The sequence below is a fragment of the Mesorhizobium sp. P160927 genome (genome assembly GCF_057766385.1).
Genome location: NZ_JBYMDW010000001.1, coordinates 3,668,286 through 3,687,450 on the forward strand (window position 1 = coordinate 3,668,286; position 19,165 = coordinate 3,687,450).

A 19,165-nucleotide genomic window follows, 5' to 3' on the forward strand; every position below is an offset into this window, starting at 1 on the left:
GCGATCAAACCGGCTTCGGCCTAAGTCACCGGCGACCCCGGAGACATCTATGGCTGGCACATCCCAACACGGCAAGGCGTTCATTCGTCCCAAGAAGAAGGCTCACCTTCTCGTCATCGAGGCGCGCTTTCACGACGATCTCGCCGACGCACTGCTCGATGGGGCGACAAGCGCGCTCGACGAAGCGGGCGCGACTTTCGACGTCGTCACTGTTCCCGGTTCGCTTGAAATTCCCGCGGTGATCACCTTCGCGCTCGACGGCATGGCTGAAGGCGGGACGGGCTATGACGGTTTCGTCGCCCTCGGCACGATTATCCGTGGCGATACCTATCATTTCGATATCGTCGCTAATGAATCCAGCCGTGCGCTCATGGACCTGTCCGTGCAGGACTCGGTCTGCATCGGCAACGGTATCCTGACCACCGAGAACGATGCGCAGGCGTGGACGCGGGCCAAGCGCTCCGAAGGCGACAAGGGTGGCTTTGCCGCGCGTGCGGCGCTGACCATGATCGCGCTGAAGGAACAATTGGGAGCGCAATCGTGAGCGAACCCGCTTCGCCCGGACAGCCCGCGGTGCGCCACGCCAACAAGCGCGGCGCTGCCCGTCTGGCCGCCGTGCAGGCGCTCTACCAAATGGATGTCGCCGGCAGCGGCGTGTTCGAGATCACCGCCGAGTACGAGGCGTTCCGTCTCGGCAAGGAAGTCGACGGCGCGCTCTATCGCGAGGCGGACGCGCAGTGGTTTCGCGCCATCCTGGCCGGCGTCGTCGAGAACCAGAAGACCATCGACCCGATTATTCGCCAGGCGCTGACCGACGACTGGCCGCTGTCGCGCCTCGATTCGACGCTGCGTGCCATCCTGCGCGCGGGCGTCTACGAACTGATGAAGCGCGAGGACGTTCCTGTCGCGGTCATCGTCACCGAATATGTCGACATCGCCAAGGCCTTCTACGAGGAAGACGAGCCGAAGCTGGTCAATGCCGTGCTCGACCGCGTGTCACGCCGGGTGCGTGGCGAGGGACGCGGCAAGGACGCTTCGTGACCGCCATCGCGGTCGAGGCGGGCAAGGAGGCGCGGCGCACCGCGCTGATCCTCGCCGCCTCGCAGGCGATCATCGGCTCGGCGGCTCCCATCGCGATTTCCATGGGCGCGCTAGCCGGGCAATATCTGCTCGGCGCCGACAAATCCCTGGCGACCGCGCCTATCACCGGCTTCAATCTCGGTGTGGCGCTCGGCGCCTTGCCCGCGGCCGCCATTATCCGCTGGCTGGGGCAGCGTGGCGGTTTCATGACCGGAACGGTGATCACCGCGCTCGGCGGGCTGGTCGCCACCCTGGCTTTGTTCCACGGCAGCTTCTGGCTGTTCGCGTTCGCGCTGCTCGTCATCGGTGTCGGCGGGGCCTTCGTCCAGCAGTTCCGTTTTGCCGCGGCCGACAACGCCCCGCCGGCGTTCAAGGCCCGCGCCATCTCCTTTGTGCTCGCCGGTGGCATCATCACCGCCATCCTCGGGCCGCAGATCGTCATCTTCACGCGCGAATTGTTCGCACCCGTCATGTTTGCCGGTTCATTCGCCTCGATCCTGCCGCTGGCGGCTGTCGGCGCCGTCATCCTGTCGTTCCTTCGTTTGCCGTCGAGGACCGCGAGCAAGGTGGACGTTGTCGACGGCGATGCCCGACCCCTTTCCGAAATCGTCACCAAGCCGCGTTTCGTCGCGGCGCTCTTCTGCGCCGTCGGCAGCTACGCGCTGATGAGTTTCGTCATGACCGGCGCGCCGCTCGCCATGGTGGGCTGCGGCCTGTCGGAGAACGATGCGACGCTGGGCATCTCCTGGCACGTCATGGCGATGTTCGGGCCAAGTTTCTTCACTGGCTCGCTGATCCATCGCTTCGGTGCCGAGCGCATTGTCGCCATTGGCCTGCTGTTGCTGATCGGCTGTGCCGTCGTTGCCTTGTCGGGCCTGGCGCTGTGGCAGTTCTGGACGGCGCTGATCCTGCTCGGCCTCGGCTGGAATTTCAGCTTCATCGGCGCCACCGCCATGGTGGCGGCCAGCTACCACCCTTCCGAAAAAGGTAAGGTGCAGGGCTTCCACGACTTCGTCCTGTTCGGCTCCGTCGCCTGTGCGTCGCTGATGTCGGGCATGGTCTATAATGCCTGGGGCTGGATGATGCTCAACTGGATGATCTTTCCGGTCGCCGCGCTTTGCTTCGTGGCACTCGGCGCGCTTAAGATCACAAGCTTGCGACCGGCTTGACGCGAATTTGAAGCTATGCGTCCGGCGGCAGAACCTGAAGCACCCGCGCTATGAACATGTGGAACTCAGCCATGTAATTGCGCAGGAAATCCTCAGTGGATTCAACCGTCACCTCGCCGTCATCCGTGATCAGTCCCGGCGTGAACTGGATATAGGCTTCGGGTGCATTCATCTGCGGTGAGTTGCAGAAACTCAGCACGCTGCGCAGGCTTTGTTGGGCGACAGCGGTCGCGATGGCGCCCGGCGATGTTCCAATGACGGCCGACGGTTTGCGCGCGAATGAATTTTTGCCGTAGGGGCGGCTGGCCCAGTCGATCGCGTTCTTAAGTCCGCCGGGAATCGAGCGGTTATACTCCGGGGTGACGAACAGCACGGCCTGGACGGAGGCGATCGCCTTTTTGAAAGCCTGGGCGGCCGGCGGGAAATTGGCGTCGTAGTCGTAGCTGTAGAGAGGCAGATCCTTGAAGCCGATTTCCGTCATTTCGAGCTCGGGAGGGGCAAGTTGAACGAGCGCCTTCGCGAGCTTGCGGTTGATGGATGCCTGGGCAAGGCTGCCGATGAGATAACCGACCTTGTGTATGGCCATAACACGCTCTCCGTGTTTGCCGCCACCCGCACGGCATTATCCACCCGATAGCGGCCAATCGCCAGCCCGCTCTTGCGGCGAAGCCCAAATCGGCGCGTCCGGAACAAAAATATTGCGCGGGTCCCCCTTCATATGAAACCGTGTGCCCCGACTGGCCGTTGAAGCCATGCTCATATGCGGCCACCGCATTACGGTTCATAGCAAGGGGTTTTCACGATGTTTTCAGTCAAGGTTCTGGCCAGCGCGGCGATGGCGTTCGCCATCACAACGGCTTCCGCTAGCGCTCAGGTCGTCGTCTCCTCGAAGATCGACACCGAGGGTGGCGTGCTCGGCAACATTATCCAGCTCGTCCTCAACGCCAACAACATCAAGACCACGGACCGCATCCAACTCGGCGGCACGCCTGTGGTGCGCAAGGCGATCACCGCCGGCGAGATCGACATCTATCCCGAATACACCGGCAACGCCGCCTTCTTTTTCGAAAAGGCCGATGACCCCGTGTGGAAGGATGCCGCCAAGGCCTATGAGACGGCCAAGAAGCTTGACTACGACGCCAACAAGATCGTCTGGCTGTCACCGGCGCCGGCCAACAACACCTGGGCGATCGCCCTGCGCAAGGAAGTGACGGATGAGAATAAGCTCGTCACGCTGTCGGACTTCGGCAAATATGTTGCCGGCGGCGGCAAGGTGGTCCTGGCGGCCTCCGCCGAGTTCGTCAATTCGGCGGCAGCCCTTCCGGCCTTCCAGACTACCTATGGCTTCACGTTGAAGCCGGACCAGCTGATCACGCTATCGGGCGGCGATACAGCAGCGACCATCGCGGCCGCCGCCAACCAGACCAGCGGCGCCAATGCTGCCATGGTCTACGGCACCGATGGGGGCATCGCGCCATCGGGCCTCGTGGTGTTGACTGACGACAAGGGCGTGCAGCCTGTCTATCAGCCGGCGCCGATCATCCGCGAATCCGTGCTGAAGGAGCACCCGGAGATCGAAACGCTGCTGAAGCCGGTCTTCGCCAAGCTCGATCTCGTCACGCTGCAGGAACTGAACGGCCGCGTGCAGGTCGGCGGCGAGCCGGTCAAGGGCGTCGCCGAGGACTTTTTGAAGAAGAACGGGTTTTTGAAATAGCTACGCGTCGATAAGTGACGTCAGTGCGAGGCGCCTTATGACCCTGCGTTTCGATAAGCTCGGCGTGGTCATCGCTGCACTCGCAGCTTACGCCGCGTTTCTCGCGCCATTCGCCACCTTCCGCGCCAACCGCATCGTTCCCGGCCAGGCACGCTCTATCCTCGAGGCGCTGCCGCAGGCGATAGGGCCGTTGCTGCTCGCGATCATTGTCGTGGTGGCAATCATCGCGCTCCTCAAAACGCCGCTCGTCTTGCGCCTTGCAGCGAGCGTCGTGGCGCTTGTCGCGCTGGCGCTGCTCATCGGCGTCGCCGGCACATTTCTCACTCCGGCCGGCAATACCTTTGCCCGGGTCTCGCCGGCATCCGGCTTCTGGATTCTTATCTTCGCCTTCACGCTTTTGCTCGCGGACGTGCTGACCCGGCTCAACCTGTCGCCCTCGGCGCGCGTCGGCGTGCTTGTCGTCGCGGCACTGGCCATCGGCTTGCTGCTGATTTCGGGACGCTGGGACAGCCTCTCGATCCTCAAGGAATACTCCAACCGCGCCGACAGCTTTTGGGCCGAAGGCTCCAAGCATGTCAGCCTTGCTCTCGGCTCGTTGCTTGCCGCCGTGATCGTCGGTCTGCCGCTCGGCATCCTATGCCACCGCGTCGAGAGCCTGCGGGCCGGCGTCCTCAACGTCTTGAACATCATCCAGACCATTCCCTCGATCGCGCTGTTCGGGCTGCTCATCGCGCCGCTTGGCTGGGTCGCGGCCCAGGTCCCGGGGGCCGCCGCGCTAGGCATCAGGGGCATCGGCACGGCGCCCGCCTTCGTCGCCCTGTTCCTCTATTCGCTTCTGCCGGTGGTGGCCAACACCGTGGTCGGCCTTGCCGGCGTGCCGCGCGCCGCCAATGACGCGGCGCGGGGCATGGGTATGACGGACCGCCAGCGCCTGTTCGGTGTGGAGTTTCCGCTGGCCTTTCCGGTGATCCTCACCGGCATTCGCATTGTCCTGGTGCAGAATATCGGTCTTGCCACCATCGCCGCGCTGATCGGCGGCGGCGGTTTCGGCGTGTTCGTCTTCCAGGGTGTCGGCCAGACGGCGATGGACCTGGTGCTGCTTGGCGCCGTGCCGACCGTGGCACTCGCTTTTGCCGCCGCCATCATCCTCGACGCTGTGATCGAAATGACCGCCACCAAGCGCAGGGTTGAAACGGCATGATCGAAATCGAAGGCATCACCAAGCGCTATGACGCGACCACTGTCGTGGACGACGTCTCGATGGTCATCGAGCCGCGCACGGTCTGCGTCATTGTCGGTACTTCGGGCTCCGGCAAGACGACGCTGCTGCGCATGATCAACCGGCTGGTCGAACCAACCGCCGGCGTCATCAAGCTCGACGGTGCCGACAATCGATCGGTACCCGGTTACGAACTGCGCCGCAGCATCGGCTACGCCATCCAGGGCCACGGCCTGTTTCCGCATCGCACGGTGGCGCAGAACATCGCCACCGTTCCGGTGCTGCTTGGCTGGGACAAGGCGCGCATCAAGTCCCGCGTCGACGAGCTGATGACGCTCTACCAACTCGACCCGCAGGAATTTGGCCCGCGCTACCCGCACGAACTGTCCGGGGGCCAGCAGCAGCGCGTCGGCGTTGCCCGCGCGCTCGCCGCCGAACCCAATGTGCTGTTGATGGACGAGCCGTTCGGCGCACTCGACCCGATCATCCGCACCAAGGCGCAAGAGGATCTGCTGGCAATCCAGAAGCGCTTCGGCACCACCATCATCCTCGTCACTCATGACATGGAGGAGGCCGTGCATATGGGTGACAAGATCGCGGTGATGGATGCCGGCAAGCTCGTGCAATATGCAAGGCCGGCGGAGATCCTGGCGAACCCGGCTAGCAGCTTTGTCGAGACCCTGGTCGGCGCCAGCGAAAGGCCGTTCAGGCTGCTGTCGCTGGGGCGGGTACGCGATGCGGTGGAGCAGGGCGGTGCCGAAGGCGAGGCGATCCCCGGCGACGCCAGCCAGCGTGACGCGCTCGCGGAACTTCTCTGGTCCGGCAAGCCGGCGCTGCCGGTGAAGGGTGCCGACGGCAAGCCGATCGGCCGCGTCACCGTGGACGGACTGGTCAAGCGCGCGGCGAGGCCGGCATGAAGGCCTGGCTGCCGCTGCTGCTCAGGCTTGCCTTGGTGGTGTTGCTTGTTGCCTTCATCACCAGTCCGGCTTGGTTCGAGCCGTTGTTGAAGCCGCTGACCGAAAACAACGCACCCGTAATCTACAACCAGGGTAGCCTGCTGACGCTGACGCTGCTGCATCTGCGCACCGTGTTGATCGCGACCGTCGCCGCCACCATCGTCGCGGTGGCGCTCGCCATCCTCGTCACCCGGCCGGCTGGCGTCGAATTTCTGCCGTTGTCGCGCAGCCTGGTCAACATCGGCCAGACCTTCCCGCCGGTGGCGGTGCTGGCGCTCGCCGTGCCGGCTGTCGGCTTCGGCGAGAAGCCGACGCTGATCGCGCTGTTTCTCTACGGACTGTTGCCAATCTTCGAGAACGCACTCACCGGGTTGACGACCTTGCCGGCCAATGTCGTCGAGGCGGCACGTGGCGCCGGCATGACCGGCTGGCAAAGGCTCACCAAGGTCGAGTTGCCGCTCAGTGCACCGATCATCCTTGGCGGCATAAGGCTCTCCGTGGTGATCAGCCTGGCCACGGCCACAATCGGCTCGACGGTGGCCGCCAAGACGCTCGGCGAAGTGATCATCGCCGGCCTGCTATCCAATAATCTCGCCTTTATCCTGCAGGGGGGCCTGATCGTGGCGGCGCTTGCCGTGCTGATCTATGACGGACTGTCGGCGGTCGAGCGATACACGGCGCGCCGGATGGGCCGCGAAGCGGAATGACCTCGGGGAGACCGGCGGTCTGCCCCGGATGTCTGATTCAATCGATCTAAATCGAAGGCTTTGTCGGCTCTGTCGTCCCGGTTTTTGTCTTTTGGGCGAAAGCCGGGCAAAAACCGAACAATATCTTGACGTTCGCGGCCCTGTTTCGCATACACCGATGCGAAGAGGCGGATTCCGCGCGCGGAATCCGTTCTTTGTCTCAACGGCCCAGGGAGGGGTTCTTTTGGGCCAACAATCGAGGAAAATTCGGCAATGACCATTATTTCCGCCGTCATCGCCTGCGGCCTGCTTTCAATCCTATACGCCATCTGGGCGACACGTTCGGTCCTCGCGGCCGATCAGGGCAATGCACGCATGCAGGAAATCTCCGCCGCCATCCGCGAAGGCGCCCAGGCCTATCTGGCGCGCCAATACACCACCATCGCCATCGTCGGAGCGGTCGTGCTCGTGCTCGCCTGGTGGCTGCTGTCGATCACCGCCGCCATCGGCTTCCTGATCGGCGCCGTTCTCTCGGGTGCCGCCGGCTTCATCGGCATGCATGTTTCGGTGCGGGCCAATGTACGCACCGCGCAAGCGGCTTCCAACAGCCTCGCCGCCGGCCTCGACATCGCTTTCAAGTCGGGCGCCATCACCGGCATGCTGGTGGCCGGCCTCGCTCTGCTGGGCGTTTCCATCTATTATCTCATCCTGACCCATTTCATGGGTCTTCAGCCCAACGATCGTATCGTCATCGACTCGTTGGTCTCGCTCGGCTTCGGCGCCTCGCTGATCTCGATCTTCGCCCGTCTCGGCGGCGGCATCTTCACCAAGGGCGCCGATGTCGGCGGCGATCTGGTCGGCAAGGTCGAAGCCGGTATCCCGGAGGATGATCCGCGCAACCCGGCCACCATCGCCGACAATGTCGGCGATAATGTCGGCGACTGCGCCGGCATGGCCGCCGACCTGTTCGAAACCTATGCGGTGACGGTTGTCGCCACCATGGTTCTCGCCGCCATTTTCTTCGGCGGCACCGCTGTCCTCGGTGCGGCGATGCTGTACCCGCTCGCCATCTGCGGCGCCTGCATCCTGACCTCGATCGTCGGCACCTTCTTCGTCAAGCTCGGCTCCAACGGCTCGATCATGGGCGCGCTCTACAAGGGCCTGATCGTGACCGGCCTGCTGTCGATCGTCGGCCTCGGCGTCGCCACCTCGGCCACCCTCGGCTGGGGCGAGGTCGGCACCGTCGCCGGCATGACGATCACCGGCAAGAACCTGTTCATCTGCGGCCTGATCGGCCTGGTGGTGACCGGGTTGATCGTGGTGATAACCGAGTACTACACCGGCACCAACAAGCGCCCGGTCAACTCCATCGCCCAGGCGTCGGTGACCGGCCACGGCACCAACGTCATCCAGGGCCTGGCGGTCTCGCTGGAATCGACGGCACTGCCGGCAATCGTCATCGTCGGCGGCATCATCGCCACCTACCAGCTCGGCGGCTTGTTCGGCACGGCGATCGCCGTCACCACCATGCTCGGTCTCGCCGGCATGATCGTGGCGCTCGACGCCTTCGGCCCGGTCACCGACAATGCCGGCGGCATTGCCGAAATGGCGGGCCTTCCCAAGGAAGTGCGCCACTCCACCGACGCGCTCGACGCGGTCGGCAACACCACCAAGGCGGTGACCAAGGGCTACGCCATCGGTTCGGCTGGCCTCGGCGCGCTGGTGCTGTTCGCGGCCTACTCGAACGACCTGAAGTTCTTCGCCGCCAATGGCGACAAATATCCCTACTTCCAGGGCATGGGCGAAATCTCCTTCGATCTCTCCAACCCTTACGTCGTCGCGGGCCTGATCTTCGGTGGCCTGATCCCGTACCTGTTCGGCGGCATCGCCATGACGGCGGTCGGCCGCGCCGCGGGCGCCATCGTCGAGGAGGTGCGCAAGCAGTTCCGCGAGGATCCGGGCATCATGGCCGGCACCTCGAAGCCGAACTATGCGCGTGCGGTCGACCTTCTGACCAAGGCGGCGATCCGGGAAATGATCATCCCGTCGCTGCTGCCTGTGCTGGCGCCGCTCGTCGTCTATTTCGGCGTGCTGCTGATCTCGGGCTCGAAGGCGTCCGCCTTCGCGGCGCTCGGCGCCTCGCTGCTCGGCGTCATCGTCAATGGCCTGTTCGTCGCCATCTCGATGACCTCGGGCGGCGGCGCCTGGGACAACGCCAAGAAGTCGTTCGAGGACGGGTTCACCGACAAGGACGGCGTCAAGCACCTCAAGGGCTCCGAAGCACACAAGGCTTCGGTGACCGGCGACACCGTCGGCGATCCCTACAAGGACACCGCCGGCCCGGCGGTCAACCCGGCGATCAAGATCACCAACATCGTGGCGCTCCTGTTGCTGGCCGTGCTCGCGCACGGCTGAGCGGAAGCGGTTGAAAAAAACCCGCGGGGAGCGATCCCCGCGGGTTTTTCATGTCAGCTGACTGGTCGCTTGGTCCGGCATTTGGACGCCGCGTGCGCGACGCCGCTATTCTCCGGTTTCTTCCCGCTTGCTGCCTCTGCGGTACTTAGCCAACAGATCATCCACGCTTGGCTCCCGTTCAGGCATGGGCGGCAGGCCGCGTACCTTTCGCAGCATGGAGACAAAAGCACCGCGTTGGTATTTGCGGCGAAACTCGACGGATCTCGGATGAATGCCGCACGCAGCCCAAACCCTGCGTTTCAGGTAGCTGGATTTCTTCAGGCGAGACGGCACCACCGCCGCGGCAAGAACCTTGAGACGCAGGTCGTCCGGTATGCGCATGCGATCGATGAGTTCCTCCTGCTCCATCGCCGTGTCTTCGAGATAACTGCCGCTGCGCTGGCCGGAGAAGATGCTCAGCACCGTCAGATGCGGCATGGTCGCGATCACGGCTCCCTTTCGCCAAGCCCGGAAGAGCCAGTCCTGCGAACTTTCGCAAGAGCATTTGCCGGCAGGCCGCCAGGGGCCGAGCCAGTCCAACGACGCCCGCCTGACCACCTGTGCCGATCCGTATCCGGCCGTGACGACGGGATCGTAAAAACCGTCTTTGCCCATTCCGTAAATCGAGGTCTTGAGAGCATCGCCCCTCGTCCGCACCGGTTCGATGATGGCGCCGCGAGCGATGACGACATCCGCACCGGTCGCATCGATCCATCCCGTGGTTGCCGCCAGATGATCCGGAAACCAAAGGTCGTCGTGATTGAGCACGGCGACAAGCCGGCCTCGCGCCCTGGCAAAACCGATATTGTTGGGGCCGGATTGCTCGCCGAAATTGACGGGCAGGTCTATATAGAAGATGCGCGGATCGGCGAATTCGGCGATGATCGCCGGTGTCTCAGGGCGACAGTCGTCGCCGATCACCAGAATTTCAAAATCCTGCAGCGTCTGGCGCAAGACGCTGAACAGGGTTTGCCGCAAGGCCGCGGGACGATTGTGGGTGGCAATCACCACCGAGACGAGCGGCACGCGCTGCCCTGCTGCATCCGACCGGCGCGATCCTTCCACGCTACACCAGCTTGTAAGGGATTTGTTCGGTGTCCGGTGGCAGGCGCCAATGGTCGGGCGCGTCGTAGGTATAGGCCTTGTCGACGAGATTGAGCAGCAGGGCGATCTCCGGCCCGAGCGCCGTCACGCCGTGCCACACGCCTGGCGGGATTATGACGATCGCCGGCCGCAACGCGCCGAGTATCTTGTGCCACACAGTGCCGAAACTGGGCGAAGCCTTTCGGCCGTCATAGAGCGATATGCGGACGCTGCCGGCACAACAGAAGAGCCGATCCAGCGTCACCTTGTGCGCGTGCCAGCCGGTTACCGCGCCTGGATACATCGTGCGTTGAAACACCTGGCCGACAGGCGATGGATCAAGTCCCCACTCTTCCCGAAAAACCTCGGTCAGATAGCCGTTGGATGTAGCGACCGGCCTGATTTCCTTGATTGTGACGCCATCGATCGACGGCGGATCGATGGCAAGCCAGTCTGATGTCACCGTCTGCCGGTCGGGTGTCCCGGTCGCCATCCAGCCATCCGGCATCGCATGGTCGTCACTGCTCATGTCCAAGTTCCCCAGCCTGGCGGTTTGATATGGGTTTGCCCCATCACTGGCAAGCCGGGCCCCGTTAAACAAAAACCCGTGGGATCGCTCCCACGGGCTTTTGGTCGCCTGAGACATTTCTGTTCCCCAAAGTCAGGGAAGCAGGATTCTAGCGATCAGGGGGTGCCGCCGCCGGGAATGCCGGGCGCCAGCTTGCTGGCGCCGTTGATGATCTGGCTGAGGAAGTTCTGGTCCTTGCCGCCGGTCGGCGTGGTGCGCGAAATGAAGTCGAAGATCTTGCCGTCCTTCAAACCGTAATTGGCGATCTGGGTGACGCGGCTGTCCGGGCCGAAATAGACCGCCAGCACTTTCTGGTCGACCAGCCTCGGCTTGTCGAATGCGACATAGCGCTTGCGCGTCTGCGAAATATAGTAAAACGCCTCATTGTCGAAAGTCGCCGTGGTCGACGGCGTGCCGAGCGCCAGGAGCACCTGCTCGCGGCTGGAACCGACCGGCACCGAATCGATCGCCTGCTGATCGAGGACATAGCCCTGCGTGAACGTCTCGCTCGGATTGAGGTCGCCGATCATCTTGTTGGTGTGGCATGCCGACAGCGCCGCAACGATAGCCAGCAGCGAGATCACGCCGGCAGCCCTGGAATTGAAACTCGACTTGAAATTCAGCGCGCGCAACAACAATTCTCCATTATATCGCCGCAACTTGCGCTGGGCCGCAAAACCGGTAAACCAGCTTGCTTGCCGATGCAACAAGGCCAATTCAACAAACGGTCCCCGGAGACCATCCCCATGTTCCAGCGCCTTTTTGGCCGCGAACGCCACGCCAACCGCGCCATCACCGACGCGCTTTACGCACAAATCGTGGCGGCGGCGCGGCAGACTGTTTTTTATTCCCACTGGAATGTGCCGGACACGCCGCTTGGCCGTTTCGAGATGCTTTCGTTGCACATGTTCCTGGTCCAGCACCGCTTGCGCGGCGAGGACGGCGTGGCGCAAGAGATCGCGCAGGTGCTGATCGACGAATTCTTTCTCGATGTCGATCATTCGCTGCGGGAACTGGGCATTGGTGACGTGGGTGTGCCAAAACGCATGAAGAAGCTGGCGAAGATGTTCTATGGCCGCACCGCCGCCTATGATGATGCGCTGGAACGAAGCGACCATGACGGTCTGACCGCGGCACTTGCCCGCAATGTCCGTCCCGACGCCGGCGGCTGGCCGGAAGCGTCACGTTTGGCCGGGTATGTCGCCGAGGCCAGCCGGCAACTGAGTGCGCAGCCGACCGAATCGATCGTTGCCGGCACTGTGGCGTTTCCTGTAGCCAACGGAGGCTGATCGATGAAAGACGCGGGTATGCAAAGTCCGGTATCCTTTTTCGCCAATGTCGCGCGTCTGCCGCACAAAGGGCTGCCGGTTGTGATCGAGGCCGATGCCGCGCAGCGCGCGGCCCTTGCCGAGGCCCATGGGCTGCTGTCGGTCGAAGCCTATCGCGCCGAACTGCTGGTTGCGTCATGGAAGCGCAACGGCGTGAAGGTCAGTGGCCGTGTCGAGGCGGACATTACGCAGGCCTGCATCGTCACGCTAGACCCCATCGAAGCGCATGTTGAAGAGCCGTTCGAGGCGCTGCTCTTGCCCGAGGACTCCAAACTCGGACGGCAGGGATTCGAAGGCGGCGGCGAAATCCTGCTCGATGCCGACGGACCCGACAGTCCCGAGACATTTTCGGGCGACACCATTGATGTCGGGGCACTTGCCGAACAGTTCTTCGGCTTGGCCATCGATCCCTATCCGCGCAAGCCCGGCGCCTCGATTGGCACCGATGACGACACCGGACCGGCCGAGAATGAATTTCAGCAAAAACTGCGATCCTTGCTGCGAAAATCCTGAAAACCTTGCTCGCGACGGAAAAGTCGGTTGTGCGACAGCCTAAAACCGCTATTTTCGCCGAACCTTTGCGATCACTAAAACGACTTGCCGCCTAACCGTGAGATTAATACCGCGTGATCAGGATTTCCATCGATGCCATGGGCGGCGATCACGGACCAGCCGTGGTCATTCCGGCGCTCATGACGGTCGCGACCCGCCGTCCCGACATCCGCTTCGTCATCTACGGACGTGAGGAATTGGTGCGCCCGGAACTCACCAAATTCCCCAAATTGGCCGAGGTCAGCGAGTTCTTCCACTGCGAGATCGCGGTCAGGATGGATGACAAGCCGAGCCAGGCGCTGCGCCATGGCCGCTGGAAATCGTCGATGTGGAAGGCGGTCGAGGCGGTGAAGTCGGGCGCCGCGGATGCATGCATCTCCGCCGGCAATACCGGCGCGCTGATGGCGATGTCTAAATTCTGCCTGCGCACCATGGCGACCATCGATCGCCCGGCGATCGCGGCCTTATGGCCGACATTGCGTGGCGAAAGCGTGGTTTTGGACGTCGGCGCCACCATCGGCGCCGACGCGCACCAGCTCATCGATTTTGCCATTCTTGGCACCGGTATGGCGCGTTCCGTATTCGGCATCGCCCGACCCACGGTAGGCCTGCTCAACGTCGGCGTGGAGGAGATCAAGGGCCAGGAAGAGGTCAAGGAGGCGGGACGCATGTTGCGCGAAGCCAATATGGCCTCGATGAATTACCATGGCTTTGTCGAAGGCGACGATATTGGCAAGGGCACGGTCGACGTGGTGGTGACGGAAGGCTTTGCCGGCAATATTGCTCTCAAGACGGCGGAAGGCACCGCGCGCCAGATAGCTGGCTATCTGCGCGCCGCGATGAGCCGCACCCTGATGGCCAAGATCGGCTATATCTTCGCCAAGGGCGCCTTCGACCGCCTGCGCGAAAAGATGGATGTCGGCCGCTCCAATGGCGGCGTCTTCCTTGGGCTGAACGGCATCGTCGTCAAAAGCCATGGCGGTGCCGACTCGGACGGTTTCGCCGCGGCGATCGAACTCGGCTATGACATGGTGCGCAACAATCTGCTTGATCGCATCGAGGCCGATCTCGACCTGTTTCATGCGCGCAACCCGCATGCCCTGACATCAAGGAAATCCGACGTCGTTACCGACGCAAAGGAATAGGAAAGAATTTTGATCAGATCAGTTGTGCGCGGCACGGGCGCCGCGCTGCCCCGCCGCATCATGAAGAATGCCGATTTTGAAGGTATGGTCGAGACCTCCGATGAGTGGATCGCTCAGCGCACCGGCATCCGCCAGCGCCATATCGCGGCTGATGACGAGACGACGGCTTCCCTGGGCGAGGCCGCGGCGCGTGCCGCCCTTGCCGATGCCGGATTGACTCCGGACGATATCGATCTGGTTGTGCTGGCGACCTCGACGCCCAACAACACGTTCCCGGCTACCGCGGTCGAGATCCAGAACCGGCTCGGTATGCGGCACGGTTTTGCGTTCGACATGCAGGCGGTATGCTCGGGCTTCGTCTATGCGATGACGACAGCCGATCTCTACATCCGCGGTGGCCTTGCAAAGCGCGTGCTGGTGATCGGCTCGGAGACGTTCTCGCGCATCCTCGACTGGAGCGATCGCTCGACTTGCGTGCTGTTCGGCGATGGCGCCGGTGCGGTCGTTCTGGAAGCGGGTGATGGGGCCGGCACGATCGCCGACCGTGGCGTCCTAGCGGCCAGCCTGCGTTCCGACGGCTCGCACAAGGAAAAGCTTTTCGTCGACGGCGGACCATCGACGACCGGCACGGTCGGTCATCTGCGCATGGAAGGCCGCGAGGTCTTCAAGCACGCGGTCGGCATGATCACCGATGTCATCGAGGCGACCTTCTCGGCCGCCGGTATTACCGCCGACGATCTCGACTGGTTCGTGCCTCATCAGGCCAATAAACGCATTATTGACGCTTCAGCCAAAAAGCTCGGGATAGCTGAGCAAAAGGTGGTGGTGACCGTCGATTTGCACGGTAACACCTCGGCTGCTTCCGTACCGCTGGCGCTGTCGGTGGCCGTCGCCGACGGCCGCATCAAGAAGGGAGACCTAGTGCTCCTGGAGGCGATGGGCGGCGGGTTCACCTGGGGCGCCATTCTGGTTCGCTGGTAAGTGCAGAACGGTCCGGTTTCGGTCCTTGACCTTGCCGGATCAATTACTTAGGCTCTGCCGTTGTTGTGCCGATTTTATGTTTGAGCTGATGGGGCGGTCGCATGGGGGGAAAGACACTTACGCGCGCCGACCTTGCCGAGGCCGTCTACCGAAAGGTCGGTCTGTCGCGCACTGAATCCGCCGAACTCGTCGAGGCGGTGCTGGACGAAATCTGCGAAGCGATCGTGCGCGGCGAGACGGTGAAGCTGTCGTCCTTCGCGACATTCCATGTCCGTTCCAAGAATGAGCGGATCGGACGCAATCCCAAGACCGGCGAAGAAGTACCGATCTTGCCACGCCGGGTGATGACTTTCAAATCGTCCAACGTCCTGAAGAACCGCATCCTGCGTTCTCACCAGAACAGCAAGGCCAAGGGCGGCAAATAGCCTCCATTGCACGGTTGAAAACCGGCTCCGCGACAACGGCGGACTTGAATATTGCTTCACAAACCGCTGAAATAAGGCCCGATTCGGCAGCATGGCCGGATGGGTGTTCTGGCTTATGATCGATTCCGCACCTGCGGAACACGCTCTTCTCATTGTTGAGCGGGATCTCGTCTGAGCGCCGTTCCGGGCTACACGCCAGCGTGAGGATTTCGCCCATGGACAAGAGCCCTGACGCCTTCCGCACCATCAGCGAGGTCGCTGAAGATCTCGACCTGCCACAGCATGTGCTGCGTTTCTGGGAGACGCGCTTCAACCAGATCAAGCCGATGAAGCGTGGCGGCGGCCGCCGCTACTACCGGCCGCAGGATGTGGAACTGATCAAGGGCATCCGCCATATGCTGTATGACCAGGGCTACACCATCAAGGGCGTGCAAAAGCTGCTGCGCGAAAACGGCAATCATTTCCTGGTCGCCATCGGCAATGGCGACATGGCCGCCGTCGAGGCGATCTCGCAGCGCAAGCAGGCCGATCAGGTGCCGCTGACGCCGGCAGCCCAGCCGCGCGGCGGAGATGACGAACTGGTTGGCCAGCCAAGGGTCAAGCCCAGCCGCCGCTTTTTCGGCCTGGGCAAGGGCGACGAGGAAGGTCCGGTAGCGCCGGACGCGTCGAAGCTCTCGCGTGACAACCGCGCGCTGCTGCAGGAGGCGCTGTTTGACCTCCTGGAATGCAAGCGCCTGCTCGACCAGGTGCGCTGACCGCCGCGAAGCGCTTTAAAGCCTCGGAACTGGAACTCGCTTTGGGGTGAGGCGTTACGTTTCCTTCTGCAAGACAAGGAAACGCATGATGCCATCATTTTCGACCCTATCGGACATCGACCTCGAAAAGCAGGTCGCGGCTCTCTCGAGGGAACTCGCCGCGTTGCGCAAGGCAGTGTCGAAGCGGGGTGGCGCTTACTATGAAGACGGCCGTGATGCTGCTCTTGATACCTATTCGGATCTTGCGGAGCGTCTGCGCGATGCTATGCCGGCAATCCGCAAACAGGGCAGGGTGATCGAGAAATCGGCACGCGACCATCCGGCGGCCGCCGCTGCGGTCGGCCTTGTCGTACTCGGTTTGGTGGCCAGCCTGCTGTTCAGCCGGCGCTGACTGCTACCCCAGGACAAGAATTTCCAGAGAGAAAATGGCGCTCGCCCTCCAGGCGCGGGCGCCATTCCCATTGATGTCAGCGAATTGCGATACCGCTCCGGAATCTGGCCGAAGCGTGTCGAGCCGCACGATTTCCGCGGCGATCGCCGGGTTTGTCCAGAAGTCCCGGCCTTGGGATTGTGACCATGAGAAAACCAGCCTTGGACAAGAAGCCAGGGCCGGTCTTCTCGCTGGCAATGCTTAGGCCTTGTTGCCCATCTTCTTCATGTGGTGATGATGATGATGGTGGTGGTGGCGATGATGGTGACGGTGATGATGGTGGTGACGATGGTGATGCTTTGCCATAGGGGCCGCGTCCGCGCTTGTCGCGCCGACCACCGGCACCGCGAAAGCGATTGCAGCTGCAAGCCCGAGGGCCGAGAGGAGGGATTTCTTCATTGGATCGTTTCCTTTTTTTCGCGGGCAGGTACCGATCGGGCCGATATCCCCGACGCCGCGAACGGAATTACGCTCCTGAATTTTTTCGTCAGTATTTCCCGATTGTAGAATCTTGTTTCTGAACTGTTTCCGAGGAACCGGCTTCCTGCCCCATGATCGCCAGGGTCGAAAGCCGGCTGCTTTGGCTTACATTGGCGGGATCACACCATTGTTTCCGACCACGACGCGGCTGGAACTCAGCGTGCCGTCCCTCTCGCGCTGAGCGGTAACGAAGACCGTCGCGCTTGGCTTGAGATCGGTCGGGGCGGCCGGCGCAAAAGTCACGACAGGCGTGCCGTCGGGGATCGAGATATTCTTCGTCTGCCCATTGTCATAGGTCAGCGTCACGGCACGCCCGTTTATGTCGGTGACGTCCGCGACGGTGCCGTTGGTCATGCGACTGTTCGGCTCCAGGTCCCAGGGGCGATCACCCTCTCCAGTGCCTTTCAAGGCCGCGGGAAAGACCACCACTTCCAGCGCGCCGCTGCCGCCGTCGGCCTTAGAGACGGAGGCGATGCCGACGAAATCGCCCTGCTTGATGTCTTTCACCGATGCGTTGGCGACGCCTGAAAGCTTCCAACCGTCTTTCAGCTTGATCGCGGCCGTGTCGCCTTGACGGGTTTTCACGGTCAGCAACGACGGCACGAAACTGACCACCGTGCCGCGCACGCGCAATGTGTCCGCCGCCTGCGTGCTGGCCACACCGATGCCGGAAAGCATGGAAATCGTGCCGAGCACGAGGAGAGGTGTCTTGAGGTTCATTGGAGTATCCTTTTGGGAAAGGCTGGCTGGAAGGAAATGGTTTCACGCCAGCGACGTCGAGATAACGAACGGGTGGGGCGAAACTGCCGGGCAAAACCCCTTCGCGCGTTCAAAACAACTTGATCAGGACAGGGCGAGGCAGATGCATGGGCATCCGGGTCACGATGCCGTGACGGCCAGATTGGCGCTTGGCAAATCGCTGACGAGAGGGCATCTTCCTGCTCGTCTCAGGCAACATCCCATTTTGATCAAACGCTTTCAGCCAACGGAGTTGCCAATGCCTAACAAAGCAAAAAGCCACGCCCCCTCCGAACCATTAGCCAACGAGATCGGGCCGGATTACAACGCCCTCAGGGCAATGCGGGAAACGCGCGGATACAGCCTCGAAGCGCTTTCGCTGACCTGCGGTCTCTCGGTCGAAGAGATCGAGGACATCGAGAGCGGCCGGGCGGCCGACCCGGCGAAGCTGCGTCGTATTGCGTCCGCGCTTCGTCTGCCTCACGACGCTCCGATTGCTTCCGCCGTGCCGACGCCGGCCGCACAAGGCCGGCCGCAGGCATAGAATGGCGCCAGGCATGCGCCAAAAACCCGCCAAGGTTCGTTTGGCGGGTTTCTTGTGGACACATGACGCTCGCCGGCAGGCCGGGCTTGCCGATTTGCAGAGCTTGCCGATTTGCCGAGCTTGCCGATTTGGAGATCGCACGCGTTTATGCGTGCGGCCCCCAAATCCGCGCCAAATCGCATCTGCCGTGCAGCGGGTCTGAACCGTGAGTTTTTCGATATGAGCCTGGGTTCCGTCAGTGCCTTCTTCGCGGCTCGCGCGCCTGATATCGAGGTTGTCGTCACACAATCAAGTTCGGCGACGGTGGCCCTGGCGGCGGAGGCGCATGGTGTATTGCCGGCACAGATCGCCAAGACGATCTGCCTTCGCGTCGGTGACCGCACCATGCTTGTCGTGACCAGCGGCATCGCCAGGCTGGACAACCGCAAATTCAAGGACCGGTTCAGCGGCAAGCCGCGCATGCTGGACGCGCAAGAGGTTGTCGCTGCCACCAGCCATCCGGTCGGCGGCGTCTGCCCATTCGGCCTGCCGTCGCCGCTGCCGGTCTATTGCGACGTCTCGCTGCGCGAATTCGCCGAGGTCGTCCCCGCCGCCGGCGCCACCAACGCCGCTGTGCGCATCCCACCGCAGCGCATGGTTGATTTGACTGGCGCCGAGTGGGTCGATGTGTGCCAAGCCTAGTGCTGGATCCGATCCAGGCCGGCGGGCAAAGGAACGCGCGATTCGAAAATTGGGTGATGCGGCAGGGCGGACTTTTGGGGGCAAGTCCAGCTTCGAAATGGTCGGAGTGGCCGGATTCGAACCGACGACCCCTTGACCCCCAGTCAAGTGCGCTACCGGGCTGCGCTACACTCCGGA

23 protein-coding genes and 1 tRNA gene are annotated in these 19,165 nt (G+C 62.7%); 17 read left to right on the forward strand and 7 right to left on the reverse strand.

Features of this window, described 5'->3' with window-relative positions:
- The first annotated feature begins 49 nt into the window (after positions 1–49).
- Genes ribH through AC3CB8_RS17765 form a run of 3 tightly spaced genes read left to right on the forward strand, consistent with a single transcriptional unit; the run spans position 50 to position 2,249 of the window.
- Positions 50–544, forward strand: a complete 495-nt coding sequence (gene ribH, locus AC3CB8_RS17755; protein WP_023773266.1) for a 6,7-dimethyl-8-ribityllumazine synthase — start codon at positions 50–52, stop codon at positions 542–544.
- Positions 541–1,041 (forward strand): transcription antitermination factor NusB, encoded by a 501-nt coding sequence (gene nusB, locus AC3CB8_RS17760; protein ID WP_023773265.1) that lies wholly within the window; start codon positions 541–543, stop codon positions 1,039–1,041. Before ribH ends, nusB begins: the two co-directional genes overlap by 4 nt.
- Positions 1,038–2,249, forward strand: a complete 1,212-nt coding sequence (locus AC3CB8_RS17765) for an MFS transporter (protein ID WP_023773264.1) — start codon at positions 1,038–1,040, stop codon at positions 2,247–2,249. The genes nusB and AC3CB8_RS17765 overlap by 4 nt, the downstream gene beginning before the upstream one ends.
- A gap of 13 nt (positions 2,250–2,262) precedes the next feature.
- Here the strand turns inward: AC3CB8_RS17765 and AC3CB8_RS17770 are convergent, their stop codons facing one another.
- On the reverse strand, positions 2,263–2,835 hold the full coding sequence (locus AC3CB8_RS17770; protein ID WP_023773263.1) for an NADPH-dependent FMN reductase: 573 nt from the start codon (positions 2,833–2,835) through the stop codon (positions 2,263–2,265).
- A gap of 216 nt (positions 2,836–3,051) precedes the next feature.
- On the opposite strand from AC3CB8_RS17770, the gene osmF reads away from it, so the two are divergent.
- The 5 genes from osmF to AC3CB8_RS17795 all read left to right on the forward strand — a co-directional run bounded on the left by osmF (position 3,052) and on the right by AC3CB8_RS17795 (position 9,239).
- Positions 3,052–3,963 (forward strand): glycine betaine ABC transporter substrate-binding protein OsmF, encoded by a 912-nt coding sequence (gene osmF, locus AC3CB8_RS17775; protein ID WP_023783051.1) that lies wholly within the window; start codon positions 3,052–3,054, stop codon positions 3,961–3,963.
- Positions 3,964–4,000: 37 nt separating this feature from the next.
- Positions 4,001–5,164: an ABC transporter permease gene (locus tag AC3CB8_RS17780; protein WP_023783052.1), complete on the forward strand. Its 1,164-nt coding sequence runs from the start codon at positions 4,001–4,003 to the stop codon at positions 5,162–5,164.
- Positions 5,161–6,099 carry an ABC transporter ATP-binding protein gene (locus AC3CB8_RS17785; protein ID WP_023773261.1) on the forward strand — a complete coding sequence of 313 codons (939 nt, stop codon included), beginning with the start codon at positions 5,161–5,163 and terminating at the stop codon, positions 6,097–6,099. The genes AC3CB8_RS17780 and AC3CB8_RS17785 overlap by 4 nt, the downstream gene beginning before the upstream one ends.
- On the forward strand, positions 6,096–6,845 hold the full coding sequence (locus AC3CB8_RS17790; RefSeq protein WP_023773260.1) for an ABC transporter permease: 750 nt from the start codon (positions 6,096–6,098) through the stop codon (positions 6,843–6,845). The genes AC3CB8_RS17785 and AC3CB8_RS17790 overlap by 4 nt, the downstream gene beginning before the upstream one ends.
- A gap of 252 nt (positions 6,846–7,097) precedes the next feature.
- Positions 7,098–9,239 (forward strand): sodium-translocating pyrophosphatase, encoded by a 2,142-nt coding sequence (locus AC3CB8_RS17795; RefSeq protein WP_023783053.1) that lies wholly within the window; start codon positions 7,098–7,100, stop codon positions 9,237–9,239.
- Between the two features lie 105 nt (positions 9,240–9,344).
- Here AC3CB8_RS17795 and AC3CB8_RS17800 read toward each other — a convergent pair whose 3' ends face one another.
- The 3 genes from AC3CB8_RS17800 to AC3CB8_RS17810 form a co-directional block, all read right to left on the reverse strand.
- Positions 9,345–10,304, reverse strand: coding sequence for a glycosyltransferase family 2 protein (locus AC3CB8_RS17800; RefSeq protein ID WP_352563088.1), 960 nt, complete (start codon positions 10,302–10,304; stop codon positions 9,345–9,347).
- Between the two features lie 40 nt (positions 10,305–10,344).
- Positions 10,345–10,890 (reverse strand): dTDP-4-dehydrorhamnose 3,5-epimerase family protein, encoded by a 546-nt coding sequence (locus tag AC3CB8_RS17805; protein WP_352563089.1) that lies wholly within the window; start codon positions 10,888–10,890, stop codon positions 10,345–10,347.
- Between the two features lie 155 nt (positions 10,891–11,045).
- Entirely contained in the window at positions 11,046–11,561 is a 516-nt protein-coding gene (locus tag AC3CB8_RS17810; RefSeq protein ID WP_023773257.1) for an outer membrane protein assembly factor BamE, read from the reverse strand.
- A gap of 114 nt (positions 11,562–11,675) precedes the next feature.
- On the opposite strand from AC3CB8_RS17810, the gene AC3CB8_RS17815 reads away from it, so the two are divergent.
- The 7 genes from AC3CB8_RS17815 to AC3CB8_RS17845 all read left to right on the forward strand — a co-directional run bounded on the left by AC3CB8_RS17815 (position 11,676) and on the right by AC3CB8_RS17845 (position 16,506).
- Entirely contained in the window at positions 11,676–12,218 is a 543-nt protein-coding gene (locus tag AC3CB8_RS17815; protein WP_023773256.1) for a ubiquinol-cytochrome C chaperone family protein, read from the forward strand.
- A 3-nt stretch (positions 12,219–12,221) separates the two neighbouring features.
- Positions 12,222–12,770 (forward strand): YceD family protein, encoded by a 549-nt coding sequence (locus AC3CB8_RS17820; RefSeq protein ID WP_023773255.1) that lies wholly within the window; start codon positions 12,222–12,224, stop codon positions 12,768–12,770.
- Positions 12,771–12,883: 113 nt separating this feature from the next.
- The gene (gene plsX, locus AC3CB8_RS17825) at positions 12,884–13,954 is read left to right on the forward strand and encodes a phosphate acyltransferase PlsX (RefSeq protein ID WP_023773254.1); all 1,071 of its coding nucleotides are present in this window, start codon (positions 12,884–12,886) and stop codon (positions 13,952–13,954) included.
- 9 nt (positions 13,955–13,963) lie between these two features.
- On the forward strand, positions 13,964–14,935 hold the full coding sequence (locus AC3CB8_RS17830) for a beta-ketoacyl-ACP synthase III (protein WP_023783055.1): 972 nt from the start codon (positions 13,964–13,966) through the stop codon (positions 14,933–14,935).
- A gap of 101 nt (positions 14,936–15,036) precedes the next feature.
- Positions 15,037–15,360 carry an integration host factor subunit alpha gene (locus AC3CB8_RS17835; protein WP_010915609.1) on the forward strand — a complete coding sequence of 108 codons (324 nt, stop codon included), beginning with the start codon at positions 15,037–15,039 and terminating at the stop codon, positions 15,358–15,360.
- A 215-nt stretch (positions 15,361–15,575) separates the two neighbouring features.
- Positions 15,576–16,115, forward strand: coding sequence for a MerR family transcriptional regulator (locus AC3CB8_RS17840; protein ID WP_015318228.1), 540 nt, complete (start codon positions 15,576–15,578; stop codon positions 16,113–16,115).
- Between the two features lie 88 nt (positions 16,116–16,203).
- Entirely contained in the window at positions 16,204–16,506 is a 303-nt protein-coding gene (locus AC3CB8_RS17845; protein ID WP_023773252.1) for an MDR/zinc-dependent alcohol dehydrogenase-like family protein, read from the forward strand.
- A gap of 240 nt (positions 16,507–16,746) precedes the next feature.
- Here AC3CB8_RS17845 and AC3CB8_RS17850 read toward each other — a convergent pair whose 3' ends face one another.
- A complete protein-coding gene (locus tag AC3CB8_RS17850; RefSeq protein ID WP_352563090.1) occupies positions 16,747–16,944 on the reverse strand; it encodes a hypothetical protein in 198 nt (65 codons plus the stop codon).
- 186 nt (positions 16,945–17,130) lie between these two features.
- A complete protein-coding gene (locus tag AC3CB8_RS17855; RefSeq protein WP_352563091.1) occupies positions 17,131–17,745 on the reverse strand; it encodes a hypothetical protein in 615 nt (204 codons plus the stop codon).
- Between the two features lie 277 nt (positions 17,746–18,022).
- Here AC3CB8_RS17855 and AC3CB8_RS17860 point away from each other — a divergent pair, with 277 nt between their 5' ends.
- A complete protein-coding gene (locus AC3CB8_RS17860) occupies positions 18,023–18,307 on the forward strand; it encodes a helix-turn-helix domain-containing protein (RefSeq protein WP_352563181.1) in 285 nt (94 codons plus the stop codon).
- A 219-nt stretch (positions 18,308–18,526) separates the two neighbouring features.
- Positions 18,527–18,988 carry a YbaK/EbsC family protein gene (locus AC3CB8_RS17865; protein ID WP_023795073.1) on the forward strand — a complete coding sequence of 154 codons (462 nt, stop codon included), beginning with the start codon at positions 18,527–18,529 and terminating at the stop codon, positions 18,986–18,988.
- A 98-nt stretch (positions 18,989–19,086) separates the two neighbouring features.
- On the opposite strand, the gene AC3CB8_RS17870 is transcribed toward AC3CB8_RS17865, so the two are convergent.
- Positions 19,087–19,163: transfer RNA gene (locus tag AC3CB8_RS17870), tRNA-Pro, on the reverse strand.
- Between the last annotated feature and the right edge of the window lie 2 nt (positions 19,164–19,165).

Bases quoted from the DNA above. Each gene is read 5' to 3' on its own strand.
- ribH (WP_023773266.1), top strand. From the start codon at position 50: ATGGCTGGCACATCCCAACACGGCAAGGCGTTCATTCGTCCCAAGAAG.
- AC3CB8_RS17770 (WP_023773263.1), bottom strand. From the start codon at position 2,835: ATGGCCATACACAAGGTCGGTTATCTCATCGGCAGCCTTGCCCAGGCA.
- osmF (WP_023783051.1), top strand. From the start codon at position 3,052: ATGTTTTCAGTCAAGGTTCTGGCCAGCGCGGCGATGGCGTTCGCCATC.
- AC3CB8_RS17780 (WP_023783052.1), top strand. From the start codon at position 4,001: ATGACCCTGCGTTTCGATAAGCTCGGCGTGGTCATCGCTGCACTCGCA.
- AC3CB8_RS17785 (WP_023773261.1), top strand. From the start codon at position 5,161: ATGATCGAAATCGAAGGCATCACCAAGCGCTATGACGCGACCACTGTC.
- AC3CB8_RS17790 (WP_023773260.1), top strand. From the start codon at position 6,096: ATGAAGGCCTGGCTGCCGCTGCTGCTCAGGCTTGCCTTGGTGGTGTTG.
- AC3CB8_RS17795 (WP_023783053.1), top strand. From the start codon at position 7,098: ATGACCATTATTTCCGCCGTCATCGCCTGCGGCCTGCTTTCAATCCTA.
- AC3CB8_RS17805 (WP_352563089.1), bottom strand. From the start codon at position 10,890: ATGAGCAGTGACGACCATGCGATGCCGGATGGCTGGATGGCGACCGGG.
- AC3CB8_RS17815 (WP_023773256.1), top strand. From the start codon at position 11,676: ATGTTCCAGCGCCTTTTTGGCCGCGAACGCCACGCCAACCGCGCCATC.
- AC3CB8_RS17820 (WP_023773255.1), top strand. From the start codon at position 12,222: ATGAAAGACGCGGGTATGCAAAGTCCGGTATCCTTTTTCGCCAATGTC.
- AC3CB8_RS17835 (WP_010915609.1), top strand. From the start codon at position 15,037: ATGGGGGGAAAGACACTTACGCGCGCCGACCTTGCCGAGGCCGTCTAC.
- AC3CB8_RS17840 (WP_015318228.1), top strand. From the start codon at position 15,576: ATGGACAAGAGCCCTGACGCCTTCCGCACCATCAGCGAGGTCGCTGAA.
- AC3CB8_RS17845 (WP_023773252.1), top strand. From the start codon at position 16,204: ATGCCATCATTTTCGACCCTATCGGACATCGACCTCGAAAAGCAGGTC.
- AC3CB8_RS17850 (WP_352563090.1), bottom strand. From the start codon at position 16,944: ATGAAGAAATCCCTCCTCTCGGCCCTCGGGCTTGCAGCTGCAATCGCT.
- AC3CB8_RS17855 (WP_352563091.1), bottom strand. From the start codon at position 17,745: ATGAACCTCAAGACACCTCTCCTCGTGCTCGGCACGATTTCCATGCTT.
- AC3CB8_RS17860 (WP_352563181.1), top strand. From the start codon at position 18,023: ATGCCTAACAAAGCAAAAAGCCACGCCCCCTCCGAACCATTAGCCAAC.
- AC3CB8_RS17865 (WP_023795073.1), top strand. From the start codon at position 18,527: ATGAGCCTGGGTTCCGTCAGTGCCTTCTTCGCGGCTCGCGCGCCTGAT.